Source organism: Arthrobacter sp. TmtSoilC48 (assembly GCF_059739425.1).
The window spans coordinates 1,032,603-1,052,462 of the sequence record NZ_AP046049.1 but is presented as its reverse complement, the minus strand read 5'-3'; the positions used below and the strand labels follow the sequence as shown (position 1 = coordinate 1,052,462).

Annotated in this window: 21 protein-coding genes and 1 tRNA gene; 14 read left to right on the top strand and 8 right to left on the bottom strand. The window is 62.8% G+C overall.

Annotated elements, in window-relative coordinates; all coding sequences use genetic code 11:
* Positions 1-129 precede the first annotated feature (129 nt).
* From AC6I97_RS05025 to AC6I97_RS05005, 5 genes are all read left to right on the top strand, one after another.
* The gene (locus tag AC6I97_RS05025) at positions 130-1,500 is read left to right on the top strand and encodes a M15 family metallopeptidase (protein WP_497944247.1); all 1,371 of its coding nucleotides are present in this window, start codon (positions 130-132) and stop codon (positions 1,498-1,500) included.
* A 78-nt stretch (positions 1,501-1,578) separates the two neighbouring features.
* Positions 1,579-1,652 (top strand) — tRNA-Gly (locus AC6I97_RS05020).
* 172 nt (positions 1,653-1,824) lie between these two features.
* A complete protein-coding gene (locus tag AC6I97_RS05015; protein ID WP_309928597.1) occupies positions 1,825-2,286 on the top strand; it encodes a nuclear transport factor 2 family protein in 462 nt (153 codons plus the stop codon).
* 83 nt (positions 2,287-2,369) lie between these two features.
* A complete protein-coding gene (locus tag AC6I97_RS05010) occupies positions 2,370-2,504 on the top strand; it encodes a hypothetical protein (RefSeq protein WP_263422272.1) in 135 nt (44 codons plus the stop codon).
* Positions 2,501-3,676, top strand: coding sequence for a N(5)-(carboxyethyl)ornithine synthase (locus AC6I97_RS05005; protein ID WP_497944246.1), 1,176 nt, complete (start codon positions 2,501-2,503; stop codon positions 3,674-3,676). Before AC6I97_RS05010 ends, AC6I97_RS05005 begins: the two co-directional genes overlap by 4 nt.
* Positions 3,677-3,750: 74 nt before the next feature.
* On the opposite strand, the gene AC6I97_RS05000 is transcribed toward AC6I97_RS05005, so the two are convergent.
* On the bottom strand, positions 3,751-5,136 hold the full coding sequence (locus AC6I97_RS05000; RefSeq protein ID WP_224089353.1) for an MFS transporter: 1,386 nt from the start codon (positions 5,134-5,136) through the stop codon (positions 3,751-3,753).
* A 155-nt stretch (positions 5,137-5,291) separates the two neighbouring features.
* Here AC6I97_RS05000 and AC6I97_RS04995 point away from each other — a divergent pair, with 155 nt between their 5' ends.
* A complete protein-coding gene (locus AC6I97_RS04995) occupies positions 5,292-6,146 on the top strand; it encodes a LysR substrate-binding domain-containing protein (RefSeq protein WP_223934726.1) in 855 nt (284 codons plus the stop codon).
* Here AC6I97_RS04995 and AC6I97_RS04990 read toward each other — a convergent pair.
* Positions 6,143-7,072: an NAD-dependent epimerase/dehydratase family protein gene (locus AC6I97_RS04990; protein WP_497944245.1), complete on the bottom strand. Its 930-nt coding sequence runs from the start codon at positions 7,070-7,072 to the stop codon at positions 6,143-6,145. The two genes, AC6I97_RS04995 and AC6I97_RS04990, sit on opposite strands and share 4 nt — an antisense overlap.
* 67 nt (positions 7,073-7,139) lie before the next feature.
* On the opposite strand from AC6I97_RS04990, the gene AC6I97_RS04985 reads away from it, so the two are divergent.
* Positions 7,140-7,478, top strand: coding sequence for a metalloregulator ArsR/SmtB family transcription factor (locus AC6I97_RS04985; protein ID WP_224165551.1), 339 nt, complete (start codon positions 7,140-7,142; stop codon positions 7,476-7,478).
* Between the two features lie 63 nt (positions 7,479-7,541).
* On the top strand, positions 7,542-8,315 hold the full coding sequence (locus AC6I97_RS04980; RefSeq protein WP_497944244.1) for a sugar phosphate isomerase/epimerase family protein: 774 nt from the start codon (positions 7,542-7,544) through the stop codon (positions 8,313-8,315).
* Between the two features lie 70 nt (positions 8,316-8,385).
* Here the strand turns inward: AC6I97_RS04980 and AC6I97_RS04975 are convergent, their stop codons facing one another.
* From AC6I97_RS04975 to AC6I97_RS04965, 3 genes are all read right to left on the bottom strand, one after another.
* Positions 8,386-8,559, bottom strand: a complete 174-nt coding sequence (locus AC6I97_RS04975; protein WP_309928602.1) for a hypothetical protein — start codon at positions 8,557-8,559, stop codon at positions 8,386-8,388.
* Positions 8,549-9,235 (bottom strand): helix-turn-helix domain-containing protein, encoded by a 687-nt coding sequence (locus AC6I97_RS04970; protein WP_497944243.1) that lies wholly within the window; start codon positions 9,233-9,235, stop codon positions 8,549-8,551. The genes AC6I97_RS04975 and AC6I97_RS04970 overlap by 11 nt, the downstream gene beginning before the upstream one ends.
* Positions 9,236-9,367: 132 nt before the next feature.
* Positions 9,368-10,408, bottom strand: a complete 1,041-nt coding sequence (locus tag AC6I97_RS04965; RefSeq protein WP_497944242.1) for a LacI family DNA-binding transcriptional regulator — start codon at positions 10,406-10,408, stop codon at positions 9,368-9,370.
* A 197-nt stretch (positions 10,409-10,605) separates the two neighbouring features.
* On the opposite strand from AC6I97_RS04965, the gene AC6I97_RS04960 reads away from it, so the two are divergent.
* The 4 genes from AC6I97_RS04960 (at position 10,606) to AC6I97_RS04945 (ending at position 14,281) form a co-directional block, all read left to right on the top strand.
* A complete protein-coding gene (locus AC6I97_RS04960; protein ID WP_497944241.1) occupies positions 10,606-11,775 on the top strand; it encodes a Gfo/Idh/MocA family protein in 1,170 nt (389 codons plus the stop codon).
* Positions 11,775-12,989 (top strand): dihydrodipicolinate synthase family protein, encoded by a 1,215-nt coding sequence (locus AC6I97_RS04955; RefSeq protein WP_497944240.1) that lies wholly within the window; start codon positions 11,775-11,777, stop codon positions 12,987-12,989. The genes AC6I97_RS04960 and AC6I97_RS04955 overlap by 1 nt, the downstream gene beginning before the upstream one ends.
* A complete protein-coding gene (locus AC6I97_RS04950) occupies positions 12,986-13,825 on the top strand; it encodes a sugar phosphate isomerase/epimerase family protein (protein WP_497944239.1) in 840 nt (279 codons plus the stop codon). The genes AC6I97_RS04955 and AC6I97_RS04950 overlap by 4 nt, the downstream gene beginning before the upstream one ends.
* Positions 13,826-14,101: 276 nt before the next feature.
* Entirely contained in the window at positions 14,102-14,281 is a 180-nt protein-coding gene (locus AC6I97_RS04945; RefSeq protein WP_497944238.1) for a hypothetical protein, read from the top strand.
* A 22-nt stretch (positions 14,282-14,303) separates the two neighbouring features.
* On the opposite strand, the gene AC6I97_RS04940 is transcribed toward AC6I97_RS04945, so the two are convergent.
* The 3 genes from AC6I97_RS04940 to AC6I97_RS04930 form a co-directional block, all read right to left on the bottom strand.
* Entirely contained in the window at positions 14,304-14,543 is a 240-nt protein-coding gene (locus tag AC6I97_RS04940; protein ID WP_497944237.1) for an Hsp15 family protein, read from the bottom strand.
* Positions 14,524-15,639 (bottom strand): YihY/virulence factor BrkB family protein, encoded by a 1,116-nt coding sequence (locus AC6I97_RS04935; protein ID WP_497944236.1) that lies wholly within the window; start codon positions 15,637-15,639, stop codon positions 14,524-14,526. The genes AC6I97_RS04940 and AC6I97_RS04935 overlap by 20 nt, the downstream gene beginning before the upstream one ends.
* 132 nt (positions 15,640-15,771) lie before the next feature.
* Positions 15,772-17,034 (bottom strand): ROK family transcriptional regulator, encoded by a 1,263-nt coding sequence (locus AC6I97_RS04930; RefSeq protein WP_497946932.1) that lies wholly within the window; start codon positions 17,032-17,034, stop codon positions 15,772-15,774.
* 82 nt (positions 17,035-17,116) lie between these two features.
* On the opposite strand from AC6I97_RS04930, the gene xylA reads away from it, so the two are divergent.
* Positions 17,117-18,304, top strand: coding sequence for a xylose isomerase (gene xylA / locus AC6I97_RS04925; RefSeq protein WP_497944235.1), 1,188 nt, complete (start codon positions 17,117-17,119; stop codon positions 18,302-18,304).
* 110 nt (positions 18,305-18,414) lie between these two features.
* Positions 18,415-19,845: a xylulokinase gene (locus AC6I97_RS04920; RefSeq protein ID WP_224089375.1), complete on the top strand. Its 1,431-nt coding sequence runs from the start codon at positions 18,415-18,417 to the stop codon at positions 19,843-19,845.
* The last annotated feature ends 15 nt before the right edge of the window (positions 19,846-19,860 follow it).

The window sequence follows — 19,860 nt, the reverse complement described above, 5'->3', positions numbered from 1 at the left end:
GGGAACTTTGTCCGTGGGAACGCACGACGGCGGCTGGCTGCTTGCGCTGCATTCCTCGCCATGGCGGTGGCTGGTGGAGTCATGGCCGCTGCGCCTGCGTCGGCGGCATCAGCAACATCCCCTACGACAGTGGCATCCACAGTTGCGAATAAAGTGGCCGCGCCTACCACGGTGAATCCCCTGCCCAGCGTGGATCCCATCGGGAACCCTGCAAGCTTTTCTGTACTGGTCAATAAATCCAGGCCACTGAATCCCGTCAGCTACGCCCCCAGCGACCTCATCAATGCCCGCGGCTCCGGCCAGTACATGCGGGCCGAAGCCGCTGCCTGGCTCAATGGCCTCTTCCAGGGCGCGGCGGACGCTGGGACCGGCGGCCTGTCGATCGTGAGCGGCTACCGGTCCTATGCCCAGCAGCAGCAGGTTTACTCCTACTACGTCAGCATCTACGGCCAGGCCTATGCGGACACCATCTCGGCACGTCCCGGGTACAGCGAACACCAGACCGGCCTTGCCATGGACATCGGCAATGCTGCCGGTTCCTGTGGCCTGAGCACCTGCTTCGGCGACACAGCGGCCGGCAAATGGGTGGCAGCGAACGCCCACAAGTACGGCTTCATCGTCCGGTACCCCAACGGCTACACGGGCACCACCGGGTACAGCTACGAGCCCTGGCACTTGCGCTATGTTGGCGTCGCGTTGGCCACTGATATGAACCGGCGCGGATTCCCGACGCTGGAGCATTACTTCGCCGGAAATCCGGCGGCCGCCGCGAGCATCAAGTCCGGCGCCGACCTCGTAGCTGCCGACTCTTCCGGCCGGATGCTGCGTTACCCCGCGACGGCGGCAGGCGGGTATGGGGCGCCCGTCCAGATCGGTTCGGGCTGGACCGGCTTGAAGCAGGGCTTCGTAGTGGACTGGGACATTGATGGCATTTACGACATCCTTGCGCAGTGGAACAACGGCGTCCTGGGCGTTTACCTCGGCCTCCCGGGCGGCGGCTTCGCCGGTCAGGTTGTCGTGGGGAACGGCGGCTGGGATCGCATGACCATCACCGTGGGCAAGTGGACGCACGCGCACCCGCGGCCCGGCGTCGTCGGGTATTTTCCGGATGGTGTGCTGCGCTACTACCCCAACACCTTCGGCGGCGCCCTGAGCGCTCCGCAGGTCATCGGCAAGGGCTGGAACGGCATGGAACTGACCATGGCGGACTGGGAGGGCGACGGCGCGAACGACATCCTGGCAAGGACAGCTTCCGGATCCCTGATCAATTACCGGGGAGACGGCTGGGCTGGTTTCTTTGGCCCGGCCACCACTGTGGGCACAGGTTGGCAGTACATGCGCATGCTGCTTCCGGGCTTCGGGCTCACCGGCGCAGGCACGCGCGGCATCACTGCACAAACTGCGGATGGCAACCTGTACAACTACGGCCTCGGCAGGGGTTCCTGGACTACCTACGCGCAGGTTGGATCCGGATGGAACGGCCTGAAGCTCTTCAAGTAGACATGGTTGCGCGCCTGTCATGAGGACCCCCGCAACTGCGCTAAGCTAGGACTCGCTCCGGCGAATAACCGGAGCGACGCGGGCGTAGCTCAATGGTAGAGCGCTAGCTTCCCAAGCTCGATACGCGGGTTCGATTCCCGTCGCCCGCTCCATCATGACCCCTTGCCTCCGGGCAGGGGGTCATCTTGTTGGGAACCCTGTATGGTCCTGGCCCTCTTTGCGCGTGAAACCCGGCACTCGCCAGATAAGGCCCCGCACCCGTCGACCCCGACGGCCACCAAGCCTAAACTCGTAGATACATCCACCTATCCGGGAGGTCCTCCAATGACTCTCACCGACGATGCTGAGGCGGGTCCACTCGCCGTCATCCACCGCCTGCTGGAAGCCACGAACAAGCATGATCTGGAAGCCTTGGCCGAATGCTTCGCGCCTGGCTACGTCAATGAGACGCCTGCCCACCCCACCAGGGGCTTCACGGGCAGGGACGCTATCCGCATCAACTGGGAGCAGCTCTTCACAGGAGTGCCGAACATCAGAGTTCGCATGGTCTCCCATAGCGTGTCCGGCAACCAAGCTTGGACCGAGCTGCACATGCAGGGCTCGTGGCGGGATGGCACGCCGCATGAGCTCACCGGCGTCATCATTTTCGGCGTGGAAGAGGGCGTCATCAACAGTGCCCGGTTCTACATGGAGCCTGTGGAGCACTTCGTTCGGGTTGACGACACCGCGGATCGCGTCAGCCACCGCGTAACGCATGGCCGGCCCGCCGTCGAGCCTGCACAGTGAGTCAGCCCGATACCAAGCTGCTCAGGCGCGGGGTGTATCGTCAGGAGTCAGGAGCCATTTCGGCTCCGCTCTAGGGAGCCATCATGGGCGACAAATCACCGCGCCAAGCTGCATCGAAGAAATCCAGTAAATCAATCAAGGAAAAGCGCGCTGACAAACGGGCCGCCGAGACGCCCGACACTGCGGCCGCGAAACCCGCAACCGGCCATAAAAAGTGATTGGGGCGCAAGGTCCGCTAAGCATTGGCGTCCTGGGTTCTTCGCTGAAGCCCAACGAGCAACGGCTACCGATCCACCCTCAACATCTTGAGCGCATTGCTCCGGAACTGCGCCAACGGCTCCACCTTGAATATGGTTACGGCGAACGCTTTGGTGTTCCGGACAGCACACTCGCCGGGCTTGTGGGTGGGCTGGGGACCCGGCAGGAGCTCATCGCCGGGAACGACGTCATTCTGCTGCCCAAACCGCAGGTCGAGGATCTTGCGGAACTTCGGGACGGGCAGACCCTTTGGGGTTGGCCGCACTGCGTCCAGGACGAGGCCATCACCCAACTCGCGATAGATAAAAAGCTAACTCTCATCGCTTTCGAAGCCATGAACCACTGGGCTGCCGACGGCGGCTTCGGACTTCACGTCTTCCACAAAAACAACGAGCTTGCCGGATACTGCTCCGTGCTGCATGCCCTGGCTTTGACCGGCTCGACGGGTGATTACGGTCGTCGCCTGACAGCAGTGGTCATCGGTTTTGGCGCCACTGCCCGCGGAGCCGTGACAGCGTTGAATGCGCACGGCGTCCATGATGTCCAGGTCCTGACGAACAGGGGTGTCGCCGCGGTGGGATCTCCGATCCACTCAGTGAGGATCGTGCAGTTCGACCACGACAACAATGCACCGTTTCTGAGCGAAGTCATCACAGACGGGGGTCGCAAACCACTGGCCCCGTTCCTCGCTGCCGCGGACATTGTGGTCAACTGCACCTTGCAGGATCCGAATTCCCCGCTGACGTATCTGCGGACAGAGGACCTGGCCGATTTCCGGCCGGACAGCCTGATCGTGGATGTGTCCTGCGATCCCGGGATGGGATTCAGCTGGGCAAGGTCCACAACGTTCGATGAACCCATGTTCCGGGTGGGCGGGCACGTGAACTACTACGCCGTTGATCACAGTCCTTCCTACCTGTGGAACTCGGCCAGCTGGGAGATCAGCGAGGCTTTGTTGCCATTCCTGGAGACTGTGGCCGCAGGTCCGGAGGCGTGGGACGCCAATGAGACGATCTCCCGTGCGATCGAGATTCGCGACGGCGTCATCCGCAACCCGGATGTGCTCGAGTTCCAGGGACGCTCCGCGGAGTACCCACACTTGCCGGCTGCGGCGAAAGCGCCCGTAGCCTAAAGGCTCCACAGCAAGAAGGCAGTGCCTGCGGCTCCCCGCAGGCACTGCCTTTCTGTTTGCGTTCGGTTATTGCGCTATGCAGTCTGTGTCCGGTCCACGATCCGGAGCACTCGACGCCGGTCACGCAGGTCCACTTTGATGTGCAGGGAAGCCTTCCGGGCCAGCACGACGGCGACAACAGCCGCCGCCGCTGCCGGCACACCGCCTGCGACGAGGATGGCCAAGTGCGGCCCCAGGTGCTCGGCGAGCCACCCCATGACGGGGCCGCCAATTGCCTGGCCGCCGATGAGCACCACTAAGTACAGGCTCATCACCCGGCCTCGAATGCTCATGTTGGAACTGGTCTGCACCATCTGGTTTGCCGCCGTGAGGAACATGAGGCACCAGAATCCAGCCAGGACCATGGAGACGCTGAACCAGACCATCGACGGCATCACGGACGATAGGCAGAGCATCAAGCCGTACAAGCCCGCCGAGAGCACCACCGACCGCAACCGGAGCTGACGGCGCCGCGTGGACGTGACCGCGCCTATCAGTGCACCGAGCGCGACCATCGCGTTCAGCAGGCCGTAGCCTCCGGCCCCGGCGTCGTACACGTGGTCCGCGAAGGCGGCCAGCAGGACCGGGAGGCTCATTGCGAAAACAGCCACGAACCCGGCCATCAACCATGGCCAGTAGATAGTGGGTTTGCTGAGCGCGTACTGGAGGCCTTCGCGCAGCATGCCCTTCTTGCGGGGCGTCGGCCGGCTAAGATGCAGCTGGTCTTTGCGGAGGATCAAGAGCATAGCGACGGTCGAGCAGCATGCGACTGCATTGGCCGCGAATGCCCAGCCAGCGCCCACGGCGGTGAGCAGCCATCCCGCGAGTGCCGGGCCGATCAGGCCACCGAGCTGGAAGGTTGTTGAGTTGACGCTGATGGCGTTGCGCAGGTACTTGGGACCGACGAGTTCGTTGACGAATACCTGCCGCGCCGGCTGGTCCAGGACGGTCACAAAGCCCAGGACCAGGGCGATCGCGTAGACGTGCCAGACTTCTACGCGCTGGCTGAGGGAAAGCGCCGCCAACGTCGCAGCCAGAACGGCTGCCGCGGACTGGCAGATGATGAGGATCTTTCGCTTGGCGAAGCGGTCTGCCATCATGCCGCCCCACGGGCCAAGGAACAACGACGGCATGAATTGCAGCGCCACGGTAATTCCGACCGCGGTGACGGAACCAGAGAGCTGGAGCACCATCCAGTCCTGGGCAATGCGCTGCATCCAGATCGCAATCACGGCGATGAAGTGGCCAATTGCGAAGATCCTGAAGTTAGGTACTTTCAAGGAGATGAAGGTGTGCCGCCAGGGCAGCTTTTCGCTTACGACGGCGAGTGGCTGGGTGACGGTGTCCGGCGTCTGCGGCGCGGACAGGGAATCGATGACGGGCTGGCTGACGTTTGCCGCTGAAGGCGGTGGGGGTGCCAAAGGTAGTCCTCGGATCGAGAGTTTCGGTGGGATGCCTTTAACGCTATGGTTGCCAGCAGCAATTATGGAAGCGTATTACGCCTATAACTAGCATTGCGGATTGCAATGACGCTCCCGCGCTTTCGCAGTTTTTCCACCCTCCCGAGGAGTTCCGTGTGTTTGAACCTGTCCAGCTCCGCTCCTTCCTGGCCGTCGCAGAGACGCTGAGTTTCACCAAGGCGGCCGAGCGGTTGGGGTTGGCCCAGCCAACGGTGAGCCAGCACGTCCGCAAGCTTGAAGCCGCCGCCAAGCGGGTCCTGGTGGCCCGTGACACCCGGGAAGTCCGGCTGACGGACAACGGTGACGCCATGGCGGGTTTTGCCCGCAGCATCCTTGCCGCCCACGACTCCGCAGCACGATACTTTTCCGGTTCCGCAATGCGGGGCCGCCTCCGGTTTGGCACGGCGGATGACCTCGCCATCACAGGGCTCCCGCGGATCCTGCGCGAATTCCGACAACTGTATCCGCAGATCAACCTGGAACTGACCGTCAGCCAAAGCGACCAACTCTACAAACGCCTCAACGCCGGCCAGCTGGACCTCGTGTTCGTGAAGTGGGTGGCTGGCGCCAAGGAAGGCACCGTGGTCCGGCATGACAACTTCGCGTGGGTTGGCGTTGAGCAAACCGTCCTGGAGCCGGGCGCGCCCGTGCCGCTGATCGCATACCCCGCGCCAAGCCTGAGCCGGAAGTTGGCCATCGACGCCTTGGAAGCCGCCGGGCGCACGTGGCGCATCACATGCAGCACCAAGCAGATCAGCGGCGTACTGGCCGCAGTCCGGGCGGGTATTGGCGTGGCCGTGATGCCGGCGTCCCTGGTTCCCGAAGACCTCAAAGTCATCACCCAACGCTTTGACTTGCCTCCCGTGGGAGATGTCGACTTCACGCTTATCCGCAATCCCCTTGCCAACGCCGAAGTCATTGATGCGCTAACCCAGGCGATCATGGGCCGGGCGCTGAGCAAGTCGAACTAACGACTGGGCCGGCCCGCCTGGTGACGGCGGTGCCCGGCCCACCATTGTGCGATTCGTAGATCACTCAGACCGAATCGACCGTCAGGCAGCGCCGCCTGGATCCGATCGACATCGAACCTCAGAACTGGGCGAATTTCCTCCGGCAGCTCCGGCGCGAACGGGGAGGGTTCACTGACACCCTCAGCGAGCATCTGTGCTTGTGCTTTTGCAACAAGCGGGACCACCATTGTCCACTCCGTGAGCTGCGCAAGTAGGCGGATGGCCCACACCGGGACGGGTAAGTAGACAGGGCGCCTGCCTGCGACTTGTGCAATCCGACGAACAGCGGCGCCAAGTTCCAGCTCTTCGGCTCCAACAACGGCGACCGTCGGGCTTGGAATCCGCCCCTCAAGGGCAGCAATCAATACGTTGACGGCTTCCTCGACGGGTATCGGGCGGACTGTCCGCTCACGATAGCCGACAGTGGCGAAAACCGGCCATGTGCGCACGGCCCGAGTCACGTGGTCCACCATGTGATCACCAGGGCCGTAGATCATGCCCGCCTTAAGGATGGTGTGGTCGATCCCGGACCGCCGGACGAGTTCCTCGGCGGCCCACTTCGTCTCGTGGTAGGGCGATCCACAGTCAGGCCGGGCCCTGAGGAAGCTCAGCATAACTATTCGCTTCACACCCGTTCGTCGGGCGGCCTCAATCACAGCCCGGGTACCGTCGACGTGTACGCGATCGAAGGTCTGGTCTCCGTTCTCTCGATTGATGCCGGCACAGTGCACCACGACCTCACACCCGGAGAATGCCGCCGTCAGGGCATCCGCATCGTCGATCTGCACTCCTGTCCGCCGAGAGATCACCACTGTGTTCTCGCTGCCTAGACGTGCTGCCAAGTGACGGCCAACAAACCCGGTACCACCGGTAATAGCTACACGCATGACGTTGCTCCTTCGCTTATTAGCAATGAAGCTAAACTGTATATAGCAATCGTGCTATATTGCAAACATGGCAGATACGGCATCCGACATCTTCGCCGCACTCGCGCATCCTACGAGGCGGCAGATTCTTCAGGACCTCAAGGACGGCGAGTTGGCTGCGGGCGAGATCGCTGCGAGATTCAGCGCCACAGGCCCAACTATTTCCCGCCACCTGAGCGTGCTCCGCCAGGCAGGCCTGATCGCGGAACGGCGGGACGCCAACCGCATCCTGTACTCACTCGTCGGCGAGCGGCTCGCCCTCTCAGTCGGCGACTTCCTCTCGACCGTCTGCCCGGAGCAGATCGTGTTGCGTGAGGTCCGGAAGCGCAACACCTCACGCTCGTCGTCGATTTCATCTGAGGCCTGAAGTGATGTGTTCGACAGGCGATACAACCTTACTGGGTAAGCGCATTCCAGTTATCCTGAACAAATGATCGATCTCACGACGTTGGCGGACCTTACGCCCGGCATTTGTTCCGTCACCCTGCGGGAGTTGGGGATTGACGACATCGTGCGCATTTCTGCCGACGCGGGCTTGGCAGGCATCGAGTGGGGCACTGATGTCCATGTCAGTGACGCCGCATCCGCTGCCCATGCCAAGGAGGCCACCGAGGCCGCAGGCCTCAGCGTCATGTCGCTCGGTTCCTATTACCGATCCGGAGCTTTCGGCGATTTCGAGCCCGTCCTCAGCCTCGCGGCCGCGCTAGGCGCGCGTCGGATCCGGGTCTGGGCCGGGGAGCTTGGTTCAGCCGACGCCAGCCAGGAGCACTGGGACGCGGTGGTTAAGGACACGCAACGCATCGCCGATCTGGCCGCGGCCCAAGGGACCGCAATCGCCTTCGAGTACCACGGCAACACACTCACGGACTCCCCCGAAACAACACTTGAGCTCCTGCGGCGTGTGAACCACGCCAACGTCGGCACTTACTGGCAGCCCGCCGTCGGGCTTTCCGACCAGCAGGCGCTGGAGTCGTTACACGAAGTCCTCCCCCATCTGGCGGGCGTCCACTGCTTTTCCTGGGGACCTGAGGCTGAACGCCATCCACTGAGGTCGCGCAAGCTCCTATGGCAGACCGTCTCCGATGTCCTTCGCGGCAACGGCAAGGATATGGACATCATGTTGGAGTTCGTTGAGGATGACCTTCCGGACAACGTGCTCAACGACGCCGCTTTCCTGCACACTATTACGCTCGGGGAAGACTAGCGCCACTTCGATTCAAATGCTGTTAGGGAGCGTAATCGCTGACCGGCTAATCCCGCCGTCCGGTCGACACCTAGTTCAGCGAGATTCGCAGACGTTCCACGCCCTCGGCACCTTCCGACACTTGCTCCATGAGCTCCGGTTCATTGGAAAGGCGACCAAGCATGTTTGCCAGATGGTCCCGTTCCGCAACAGCCTGCCACGCTTCCTGCTGTTCGGTGAGCATTGCGGGAAGTTCAATGGGCATGGACGCTCCTGAGGATTTCGCGTGCGGCTTGTTGCTCACGGACACCGGGCCGTTCGGCCAAGTCCGCCGCCACCACTAGTGGGGGAAGTTCGTCGGGGACTTGCTCGGCGGCGCGGAGGATTACATTCGGCCTCTTGCCAGGGATTGACTCAACCAGGAACCAATCCCTGACGACGTCCTTGAGTTCGTCGCGTCGCACGTAGGCTTCAACCTCTGAGTTGGCCAGCAGTCGAGAGCGCGGGTGAGAGACTCCGGAGAGGTGGATTCGTTTGTCCTCCCGAAGCTCGGCGATGTCATCCGGGCTGGAAGAGAACTCGAATTTTTCGGCACGATTGGCCAACCATGCCGCCAGAAGCTTGAGTAAGTCCGGGGACTCCTCCAGTCGGTTGATCCGCTGTTTCAGGCGATGTTTCTCGACCGGCGAGGGTTCGAAGTAAGCGAGGAGCGAGCGCCCCGGGCTGTCTTCCCAGAAGCAGGACATGAGTTGCCAAGCACTGCGTTCTGAGAGCGGCCGGCCAGCAAGCTTACCAGGCCGGTACTGGACGGCGTCAGCTTCGTCAACGATCCACCGTCCGCCAACCCGTTGGCCACGAATACGTCCGGACTGGACGAGCTGCCGCGCTCGGCTCTCGTTGACGTTAAGTCGCTTCGCCAGTTCGGGGATACTCAGTGCCATTACACAAACCTAGCGGTAACGCTACAAATGTGTAATCCCAGCGCGACCCCGAGAAAACCAGATCCACGCTTGCGCCCGGGCCTGGCCGGCCAAGGGGCCACCGACCGCGACGCTCACGAAAACTGCAAGCAACTAGGCTGTTTGGTTCTCCACCGGCAGCTCGGTGCTTCGGCGGAGTTTGACGGAGCCAACCACAGAGCCGCCATCAGGGTCGCCGGCCGCAAGCCTTCCAATGTCCTCAAGCGGCAGGTACACCGTGGACAGGGCGGGACGGAAGTCCCGCAGCGTTTCAATGTCGTCAAAACCGGCGATGTTTGCGTCACGGGGAATCCACACGCCCTCTGACCGCAATGCGGCGGTCACACCGATGGCCATGACGTCGTTCACCGCGAAGATGCAGAGGCGTTCGCCGGAGGCCTTGATTCGTTCGGCCAGCGCCAGCCCGGCGTCGTATCCTCCCGCGCGGTTGAAGCCTGTACGGATAACCTCGGCGGGGTGCCGGCCGGTGTCGGCGAGTCCGCGCTGGAAGCCGCGGATCCGGTCATCGGAGGTAAGGAGCCCTTCAGGGCCGCCAACAACGACGAAGGCGCCCTCATGCACGGCAGCCAACTGGTCAGCGAGCTCCGCGGCGAGGTCCTCGTTGGGCACCTCGACCACGTGGTAGCCCTCGTCGGTAGTGGAGCCCACGATCGGGTGACCTACGACGCCGACATGCCCGCCATTACGGCAATAGCGATCCAACTCGGCAGCGAGCTCCAGATTGCCTTGCTCATCCTCGGGCCGTGCCGAGCGTGAACCTGCGATGACGATTGAATCTGCGCGACGGGCAGCGAAGGCTGCCACAGCTTCCCGCTCATCCGAAGGAGCGCCGGAGGTGCTGGCCAACAGGACCATGCGGTTCTGTTGGCGGGCCGCCTCCTGGACGCCGCGGGCAATGGCCGAAAAGTAGGGGTCGGCGATGTCGTGGACAATCAGTCCGATGAGTCCCGAGCTGGACTTTGCGAGCGCCTGGGCCTGGGCATTGGGGACGTAGCCGAGCTTTTCCGCGGCCTCACGGACGCGCTCCGCGATATCCTCTGCGGGCTTACGGGTGGAACCGTTGAGGACACGGGACGCCGTGGCAAGGGAGACCCCTGCCAAACGGGCAACTTCACTCAATGTGCTGGCGGCCACGAGGCCCTCCTTTTCTGCAAGCCTTCGAGACTGGCGCTAAAGAAATTATGGCAGTCTTCACCCATTTTTGGGAAAGCGCTTGCCAATCCGGCTGGGCATAGTGCATGATCGATGCAACGGGAATGCGCTTTCCCAACTTCTCGAATTGCAAACACCGGCAACGCACAGCGGCCGGCACACAAGGACCTGGAGAAAACATGGGCTACGAAACAAAGACGATCCGCATCGCCATGAACGGCATCACCGGCCGTATGGGTTACCGCCAGCACTTGCTGCGATCCATCCTCCCCATCCGCGACGCCGGTGGCTTCACGCTCGAAGACGGCAGCAAGGTTCAGGTGGAGCCGATCCTGGTTGGCCGCAACGAAGCCAAGATCCGTGAGCTCGCCGAACTCCACAAGGTCTCCGAATGGTCCACGGACCTGGACGCCGTCATCGCCGACCCCACGGTGGACATCGTCTTTGACGCCTCAATGACCAGCCTTCGCGCCGCCACCTTGAAGAAGGCCATGCGCGCCGGCAAGCACATCTTTACCGAGAAGCCCACGGCTGAGACCCTCGAGGAAGCAATCGAGCTGGCCCAAATCGGCAAGGAGTCCCGCGTCACCGCTGGCGTCGTGCACGACAAGCTGTACCTCCCCGGCCTGGTCAAGCTCCGCCGCCTCGTGGACGAGGGATTCTTCGGCCGCATCCTCTCCATCCGCGGCGAATTCGGCTACTGGGTCTTCGAAGGTGACGTCCAGGCAGCCCAGCGCCCGTCCTGGAACTACCGCAAGGAAGACGGCGGCGGAATGACCACGGACATGTTCTGCCACTGGAACTACGTGCTCGAAGGCATCATCGGCAAGGTCAAGAGCGTCAACGCCAAGACCGCCACCCACATCCCCGCGCGTTGGGATGAGGCCGGCAAGGAATACAAGGCCACGGCTGACGATGCTTCCTACGGCATCTTCGAACTCGAAACCCCGGCCGGCGACGAGGTCATCGGCCAGATCAACTCCTCCTGGGCCGTCCGCGTCTACCGCGACGAACTGGTCGAGTTCCAGATCGACGGTACGCACGGTTCCGCCGTCGCCGGTTTGAACAAGTGCGTTGCGCAGCAGCGCGCCCACACGCCCAAGCCCGTCTGGAACCCTGACCTGCCCGTCACCGAATCCTTCCGCAGCCAGTGGCAGGAAGTTCCGGCCAACGCTGAACTGGACAACGGCTTCAAGCTGCAGTGGGAAGAATTCCTGCGCGACGTGGTGGCCGGCCGTGAGCACCGCTTCGGCCTGCTCTCCGCAGCACGCGGTGTACAGCTTGCCGAGCTCGGCCTCCAGTCCTCGGCGGAGCGCCGCACCATCGACATCCCGGAGATCACCCTCTAATGACGTCACTCATTCTTCCCACCAACGACGGCGGCACCCGCGAGTACCGCCTCCAGCCCGCCACTGCGTGGGTCAAGCCGAGCGCCCCGCTGACGGCCCGCCGCGCGTACGCCGCAGCCCACGTCATCCCTGAGGTCGCTGCTGACAACACCCCCGGCGCTCCGGCGCAGCTTGATTGGGATGCCACGCTGGCATACCGCCATGAGCTTTGGTCCTACGGACTTGGGGTGGCTGATGCCATGGATACCGCGCAGCGCGGCATGGGCCTGGACTGGGCAGCTACCCAGCAGCTCATCAAGCGCACCGGTGCCGAGGCAGCTTCCGTTGTGGCAGCGGGCAACTCAGCAACGGCCGGCAAGTCCGTCCGGGACCTTGTCTCCTGCGGCGCAGGTACGGACCAGTTGGATATCAGTGCACTCCCTGAAGGCGCGGCCGGCATCCAGGCCGTCATCGATGCCTACCGCGAGCAGATCGCCGTCGTCAGCGAAGCAGGCCCCAAGGTTATCCTCATGGCCTCCCGCGCATTGGCCAAGGTGGCCAGCGGCGCCGACGACTACCTGCACGTCTACTCGACGCTCCTGCAGGAAGTTGACCAACCGGTCATCCTGCACTGGCTGGGCACCATGTTCGATCCCGCGCTGGCCGGATACTGGGGCTCGGACGATGTTTCCGTGGCCACTGAAACGTTCCTCAGCCTGATCCGCGAGCACGCGGACAAGGTGGATGGCGTGAAAGTCTCGCTTCTGGACGCTTCCCATGAAGTCGCCCTCCGCGCCAACCTTCCGGAAGGAGTCCGGCTCTACACGGGTGACGACTTCAACTATCCGGAGCTGATCGACGGCGACCAGACGCACCACTCCGATGCCCTGCTGGGCATCTTCGCTGCCATCTACCCCGCTGCTTCGGTTGCCTTGCAGAGGTACGACGCCGGCCAAAGTGCAGAGGGTCGGGCCATCCTGGACTCTACGCGTGAGCTCGGAAAGCACATCTTCAGTGCACCGACGTTCTACTACAAGACGGGCATCGCGTTCATGTCCTGGCTCAACGGCAAGCAGCCCGGGTTCCAGATGGTTGGAGGACTGCACTCGGGACGATCTGTGCTGCACTTGGCCAAGACCTTCGAACTTGCCGATCAGGCTGGCTTGTTGAAGGACCCGTCACTGGCAGCATTCCGGATGTCCGATTACCTCAGGATCAACGGAGTGGGCGCATGAGCGATTTTTCCAGACTCTCGCTGAACAGCGCGACTACCAAAAAGTGGACTCTTGCCGAAGCCGTTGACGGTTGTGCACGCGCCGGCATTCCCGCGATCGGACCGTGGCGTGACCGTGTTGCCGAGGCTGGGCTGGATAAAGCAGCGAAGCTCATCAAGGACGCCGACCTCCGGGTTTCGTCCCTGTGCCGGGGAGGCTTCCTCACGGCGGCTGATGCTGAAGGTCAGGCTGCGGCGCTGGCGGACAATTTCGAAGCCGTCCGCGAAGCAGTCGCGCTGGACACCCAGGAGCTGTTCCTGGTGGTTGGCGGGCTTGCTCCAGGCGAGAAGGACGTGGTTGCTGCCCGCCAGCGCGTTGCCGACCGCCTCGAAGAATTGGTCCCGTTCGCTTCGGAGAACGGCGTACGGCTGGTGCTGGAGCCCCTGCATCCGATGTATGCCGCCGACCGCGCGCTCATCTCCACCCTTGGCCAGGCCCTGGATCTCGCCGCGCCGTACGACGCCAGGACTGTGGGCGTCGCCGTCGATACGTTCCACGTCTGGTGGGATCCGGAACTGAAGGCGCAGATCGAACGTGCCGGGCGCGAAAAGCGCATTGCCTCCTACCAGGTATGTGATTTCAACCTGCCGATCGCTTCAGACGCGCTGCTATCCCGCGGCATGATGGGCGACGGCGTCATTGACTTCGCGACGATCGGCACCTGGGTCCGCGACGCCGGATACACGGGCGACATCGAGGTTGAGATCTTCAACCAGGAGATCTGGGACGCCGATGGAGATACCGTCCTGGAAACCATGAAGCAGCGTTACGCGGAGCTTGTCCTCCCGTACGCCTAAGAACCCCAGCAACCCCAAGAACCCCAAGAAACGTGGTCCTCCCGCGGATGCCCTAAGCTCCGCGGGAGGACCGCCCCCAAAGCAAGCGAGCCCCTGCCCGGTCACGGCAGGGGCTCGCTTTTTCGTACCGTTTTGTTTCAGCGGGGAGGCGCGGAATGCCCATGTTAGATAAGTGGTACATAGCTGAAACATTGCGTCGATGAGAGGAAACAATGGCCGCCTACGCTGGTTTCACCTGGACAAAGAGGTCCAAGAAACCACTGAAAGGACACCACCATGATGCTCTTGAAGACTCTCAACTTTTTCCTGGACGCCAGCAGCAGCCACAGCGGCTCCTCAGGCGATTCCCCTGAAGAAAACTCGCCTACTGCCACCTTCGCCTCGGAGCGCCTGTCGTCAAGCGCCTGGGAGGGCTGGTGGGACGACGCCGACCAGGGCTTCCCTGCAGGGGCGTAATCCGCGCGGAGCCCCAGCCCGGCTAAAGATTGGCGGGCACGTGGACCTGCGCGCGCGGAACACCGATCAAGGTGAGAGTGCCGCCGTCGTTGGCTTGTAACTCCACCCGGATATTCCGGGTTCCCTCTTCGGGCTGGACGGAGCTGACACGGAAAACCTCACCATGGATCTCCACCCTGTCGCCGTCGCGAACGGCCTTGAGCTTCCTCCGGGTGGTCCCGGACCCGTTGACGCGCTGCGCTTCACTTCTTGTCTTTGGCATCTGCGTTTCGTTCCCGGGCTTCGTTGGCGCGTGTTTCGTCTTCGTAGTTCTCACGAAGTTCCTGCCCGCGGCGGATAACTTCGTCTTCCTGCTTCTGCTGCTTATCGCTGCGCTTGGTATCCTTCGGCGGGAGTTGGATGCTTTCTTCAGCTTCAATACCTCCCTGCAATTGCCGCCCGCGTTCCATCTCGGCGTCAAATTCCGCGCCGAAAAGCAGCGACATGTTCAGGATCCACAGCCAGAGCAGCATGATGATGACGCCTGCCAGCGTTCCGTAGGTCTTGTTGTAATTGCTGAAATTCGCAACGTAGAAGCCAAAACCGAGCGATGCCAGGGCAAAAATAACCAGGGCAATGAGGGATCCCGGGCTCATCCAACGGAACTTGGGCTGCTTGACGTTGGGGGTGTAGTAGTAGAGCACCGCAATGACGATGACCACCAGCACGATCAGGACAGGCCACTTGGCGATATTCCACACCGTGAGGATCGTGTCCGACATTCCGATTGCCTTACCTATAGCCTCCGCCACTGGTCCGCTCAGGACGAGCATCGCGGCGGCCAGTGCCGCGCCCACAAGCGCGACGACGGTCACAGCGAGCATCGTCCCGCGCAGTTTGATGAAGCCGCGGCCTTCATCCACTTCGTACACGCGGTTCATCGCCCTGCTGAAGGCCGTGGTGTACCCGGAGGCCGACCACAACGCCACCAGGATGCCTAGGGCAAGTGCAAAGCCCGCCGCGTTGGAGCGCGTCAGTTCCTCAATTGGCTGCCGCATGGCGTCAACACCGGGCCCTGGAGCGAACTGCTGCACGATGTCCAGCAACGCGTTGGTGGTTTTCCCGGCGTCGCCAAAGATCCCGATGAGGGAAACCAACGCCAAAAGCGCGGGGAAAAGGGAGAGCACTGCATAGTAGGTGAGGCCGGCAGCGGCATCGGGACACTGATCCTTGTTGAACTCCCGCAGCGTCCTCTTGGCTATATACATCCAAGTGGGCTTCACCAGGTCGTTGAGACTATCCGGCTTGCGCTCGTCTTCAGGGGCGGGAGCACTGCCCGCCTTCGCCGTGCTGGTGTGTGCTGAATTTTGAGTACTCATGGGACACCTGTTCGTGGGTTGAGCATGCGCGAACAAACTGACCACTTAATAGTAAGCATGCTGATGAATTGCATGGAAGAACCAGGCGCAGAGATCCTGCGGATCCCGGAAACCGCCCCATGGAAAGGTGCCCTACGCGGGTTTGCCCAGCAGGAATTCGGACGGCGATTCAATGACAGCGCGGATCACTTGACCTGCCGCGCCCAGCAGCGTCCCACTGTGCTCCAAACGCGAAACTGTGAGGCTTTCCGGCTTCAGCAGCCCCGGTGCGTATCTTTCCAAACTCGACAGCACTGCCGGTTTCAACCAATCGGCGAGGACGGCAAAGTGCCCCCCGAGCACCACGGCTTCGACGTCCATCAGACGCGCAGAAGAGGCGAGCGCGATGCCCAGGTACCGTCCAGCGTCCCGAACTGCACGCTTGGCATGCGGCTCATCGGCGGCCAAGGCGGCGAGCAGAAGTTCGGTTCGCCCGCCAAGAGACCCCTCCGGGATGCGGGCAGCTTCGAAAATGGCTTCCTGGCCGGCGAATGTTTCCAAGCAGCCAACCCCTCCACAGGAACATGAAGGCCCCTCGGGATGCACCACGATGTGGCCCAGTTCTCCGGCGGAACCGCCAGGTCCCGTGTAGAGCTCAGAACCGATGATTACCCCACCGCCAACGCCGACTTCGCCGGAAACGTAGAGGAAGTCCGCGGGGCCGTCGCCATACCAAAGCTCACCAAGCGCAGCGCTGTTTGCCTCATTGGACAGCCTGACACCGAGTGGCGCGTCCTCCAGCAACGCCCGCGGATTCAATTGCTCGTGCTCCCAATGGAGGTTTGGAGCGGACAGGACGATGTCGTGCTGCTCATCAACCAGGCCGGGAACCGCAAGACCGCCTCCGAGGATCGTGATGCCGGCAGAGGCGGCTGCCGCTTTCGCCTGACCGGCCAGCACGCCCAGTTCGTCCATGACGGCACCCGGCTTGAGCCCGCGGTTGCGGGACTCCACCGTGGAACTGAAACGCAGGTTCCCGCCGAGGTCCACCAAGCCCACGGCCAGATAGTCGACGTTGATTTCCATTCCGACAACGCCCCGGCGGGAGCTGAGCTCAAGGCCCTGGCCTGGCCGCCCCCGCTCCCCATCGCGATACAGGCCCACCTCGGAGACGAGACCTGACTCCACGAGATCGGCGACCAAACTCGACACCGCTGCCTTGGTCAGCCCCGTTCCAGCCGCCACCTGGGCGCGACTGGGCTTAGCGTCGCCGTTGCGGGCGATCGAATCCAGGACAAGCGAAAGATTACGACGGCGGACGTCACCTACGCGCCCCGGGGCAGCTTGCTCATTCACTCTGGCAGCCTCCTCAAGGGCTTGAAAGATTTTTGCTGGCTTCCATTGACCATGATCCATCATCCACCATATAGTTCAGATTGAAAACTAATTGGAGTGCTTTTTATCCATGGCCTCCCCACCGCCTTGCAAAGGAGCAACAATGACCCCGCAGCCAACTCCCCAGGACCGCTTCACGTTTGGCCTTTGGACCGTGGGATGGACGGGCGCCGATCCCTTCGGCGTTGCAACCCGGGCAGCCCTGGACCCCATTGAAGCCGTTCATAAGCTCAGTGAACTCGGCGCTTACGGCATCACTTTCCACGACAACGACCTCGTCCCCTTTGACGCCAGCGCCTCCGAGCGCGACCTCATCCTGAAGAACTTCAAGGGCGCATTGGCCGAAACGGGCCTCAAGGTTCCGATGGTTACCACCAACCTGTTCAGCCACCCCGTCTTCAAGGACGGCGGATTTACCTCAAACGACCGCTCCGTCCGACGCTTTGCCCTCAGCAAGATCCTGCGCAACATCGACCTCGCCGCTGAACTGGGCGCCGAGACGTTCGTGATGTGGGGCGGCCGCGAAGGCAGCGAATACGACGGCTCCAAGGATCTCTCCGCCGCGTTGGATCGCATGAAGGAAGGCGTGGACACCGCCGCCGGCTACATCAAGGAGAAGGGCTACGGTCTTCGGATTGCCCTGGAACCCAAGCCCAACGAGCCCCGCGGCGATATCTTCCTGCCGACTGTTGGCCACGGCCTAGCGTTCATCGCCCAGCTGGAACACGGCGACATTGTGGGCCTCAACCCCGAGACCGGCCACGAGCAAATGGCGGGCCTGAACTTCACCCACGGTATTGCCCAAGCCCTCTGGGCCGGCAAGCTCTTCCACATCGACCTCAACGGCCAGCGCGGGATCAAGTACGACCAAGACCTCGTCTTCGGCCATGGCGACCTCACCAGCGCCTTCTTTACGGTGGACCTCCTGGAGAATGGCTTCCCCAACGGCGGGCCCAAGTACGACGGTCCCCGCCATTTCGACTACAAGCCCTCCCGCACGGACGGCTACGACGGCGTATGGGAATCGGCCAAGTCCAACATGTCCATGTACCTGCTCCTGAAGGAACGCGCCCTCGCTTTCCGCGCAGATCCGGAGGTTCAGGAAGCGCTGGCCACCTCGGGCGTCTTCGAACTCGGCGAGCCCACCTTGAACGCCGGCGAAACCACCGCCGACCTCCTGGCTGACGCCGGCGCCTTCGAAACGTTCGACGCCGACAAGGCCGCCCAGCGCTCGTTCGCGTTCGTCCGCCTCAACCAGCTCGCCATCGAGCACCTTCTGGGCGCGCGCTAAAGACCAGCCATTCGCAATTCCGTCGCCGGGGCCACAAGGTTCCTTGTTTTTCCGGGCTGCCAGTCCCGGCGACGGTCCCCCAAAAGAACAGTCCGCAAAGGAACAAACGCATGCCTCTCGTAGCCGGGATCGACAGCTCCACCCAGTCCTGCAAGGTGGTCATCAGGGACTCTGACACAGGAGCCCTGGTGCGGCAGGGGCGCGCGTCACATCCTGAGGGCACCGAGGTCCATCCAGATCATTGGTGGAGTGCCCTCCAGGAAGCCATCAGCCAGGCCGGCGGCTTGGACGACGTCGATGCTGTCTCGGTCGGGGGCCAGCAGCACGGCATGGTCTGCCTGGATGAATCAGGAAACGTGGTTCGCCCGGCGCTGCTGTGGAATGACACCCGGTCCGCGCTGGACGCCGAAGAGTTGATCCTTGAAGCCGGCCAAGGCGATGCCGCGGCCGGAGCTTCGTATTGGGCAGCCAGCACGGGGACGGTGCCCGTGGCATCCCTGACGGCCAGCAAACTTCGGTGGTTGGCTCGAAACGAATCGGAAAATGCCCGGCGCACTTCTGCCGTTTGCCTTCCGCATGACTGGTTGTCGTGGCGTTTGGCCGGTCATGGGCCTGGCACAGGACCGTCCTCTTTGGAGCTGCTCCGCACAGATCGCTCCGATGCTTCCGGCACGGGGTACTTCTCGTCCAGAACGGGCGAATACTTCCCGGAAGTCCTCAAAGGCACCCTCGGCCATGTCCCGGTGCTGCCGGCCGTCGTCGGGCCTTTGGAAGCATCCGGCAAGACGCCGGGCGGTGCCCTGATCGGACCCGGTGCAGGCGATAACGCCGCAGCAGGGCTGGGCGTCAGCGCCGCAGTGGGAGATGTTGTTATTTCGATCGGCACATCAGGGACCGTGTTCGCTGTGTCGGCGGTCCCGTCCCAGGATGCGAGCGGGCTGGTGGCAGGGTTCGCCGATGCCACAGAGAACTTCCTGCCTCTTGCCTGTACGCTCAACGCCACCCGGATCTTCGATGCCACCGCTGCGTTGCTTGGCGTGGACTTACAGGAATTCGGCAAGCTGGCGCTATCCGCCGCTGAAGGTGCAGGCGGCCTAACGCTTGTGCCGTATTTTGAAGGCGAACGGACGCCCAACCTTCCGGATGCCACAGGTTCCCTCCATGGGCTCACGGTTTCCAACTACACCCCCGCGAATCTGGCCAGGGCCGCCGTCGAAGGCGTCCTGTGCTCCTTGGCCGATGGCCTCGCCGCCCTGCAGGCGCAGGGCGTGGCGGCCAGCCGCATCATCCTGGTGGGCGGCGGCGCCCAGTCCGAGGCTGTGCAGCAGGTTGCCGCTGAAGTCTTCAGATTGCCGGTGTTCGTGCCCGCTCCCGGGGAATACGTGGCAAACGGTGCTGCACGGCAAGCGGCCGGCGTCCTCACGGGAAAGCTGCCCGATTGGCCGCTTGAAGGAATCGAGGTTGCTGCGTCAAAGACTTCCGGGACGCCGGCGTTCCTGACGAGGTACCGCCGTTACGCCGCCAAGGCCGCCTTGGGCTGATCGCCGCGTATGTGC

Bases quoted from the DNA above. Each gene is read 5' to 3' on its own strand.
- AC6I97_RS05015 (WP_309928597.1), top strand. From the start codon at position 1,825: ATGACTCTCACCGACGATGCTGAGGCGGGTCCACTCGCCGTCATCCAC.
- AC6I97_RS05010 (WP_263422272.1), top strand. From the start codon at position 2,370: ATGGGCGACAAATCACCGCGCCAAGCTGCATCGAAGAAATCCAGTAAA.
- AC6I97_RS04990 (WP_497944245.1), bottom strand. From the start codon at position 7,072: ATGCGTGTAGCTATTACCGGTGGTACCGGGTTTGTTGGCCGTCACTTG.
- AC6I97_RS04985 (WP_224165551.1), top strand. From the start codon at position 7,140: ATGGCAGATACGGCATCCGACATCTTCGCCGCACTCGCGCATCCTACG.
- AC6I97_RS04980 (WP_497944244.1), top strand. From the start codon at position 7,542: ATGATCGATCTCACGACGTTGGCGGACCTTACGCCCGGCATTTGTTCC.
- AC6I97_RS04975 (WP_309928602.1), bottom strand. From the start codon at position 8,559: ATGCCCATTGAACTTCCCGCAATGCTCACCGAACAGCAGGAAGCGTGG.
- AC6I97_RS04970 (WP_497944243.1), bottom strand. From the start codon at position 9,235: ATGGCACTGAGTATCCCCGAACTGGCGAAGCGACTTAACGTCAACGAG.
- AC6I97_RS04960 (WP_497944241.1), top strand. From the start codon at position 10,606: ATGGGCTACGAAACAAAGACGATCCGCATCGCCATGAACGGCATCACC.
- AC6I97_RS04955 (WP_497944240.1), top strand. From the start codon at position 11,775: ATGACGTCACTCATTCTTCCCACCAACGACGGCGGCACCCGCGAGTAC.
- AC6I97_RS04950 (WP_497944239.1), top strand. From the start codon at position 12,986: ATGAGCGATTTTTCCAGACTCTCGCTGAACAGCGCGACTACCAAAAAG.
- AC6I97_RS04945 (WP_497944238.1), top strand. From the start codon at position 14,102: ATGATGCTCTTGAAGACTCTCAACTTTTTCCTGGACGCCAGCAGCAGC.
- AC6I97_RS04940 (WP_497944237.1), bottom strand. From the start codon at position 14,543: ATGCCAAAGACAAGAAGTGAAGCGCAGCGCGTCAACGGGTCCGGGACC.
- AC6I97_RS04935 (WP_497944236.1), bottom strand. From the start codon at position 15,639: ATGAGTACTCAAAATTCAGCACACACCAGCACGGCGAAGGCGGGCAGT.
- AC6I97_RS04930 (WP_497946932.1), bottom strand. From the start codon at position 17,034: ATGGATCATGGTCAATGGAAGCCAGCAAAAATCTTTCAAGCCCTTGAG.
- xylA (WP_497944235.1), top strand. From the start codon at position 17,117: ATGACCCCGCAGCCAACTCCCCAGGACCGCTTCACGTTTGGCCTTTGG.
- AC6I97_RS04920 (WP_224089375.1), top strand. From the start codon at position 18,415: ATGCCTCTCGTAGCCGGGATCGACAGCTCCACCCAGTCCTGCAAGGTG.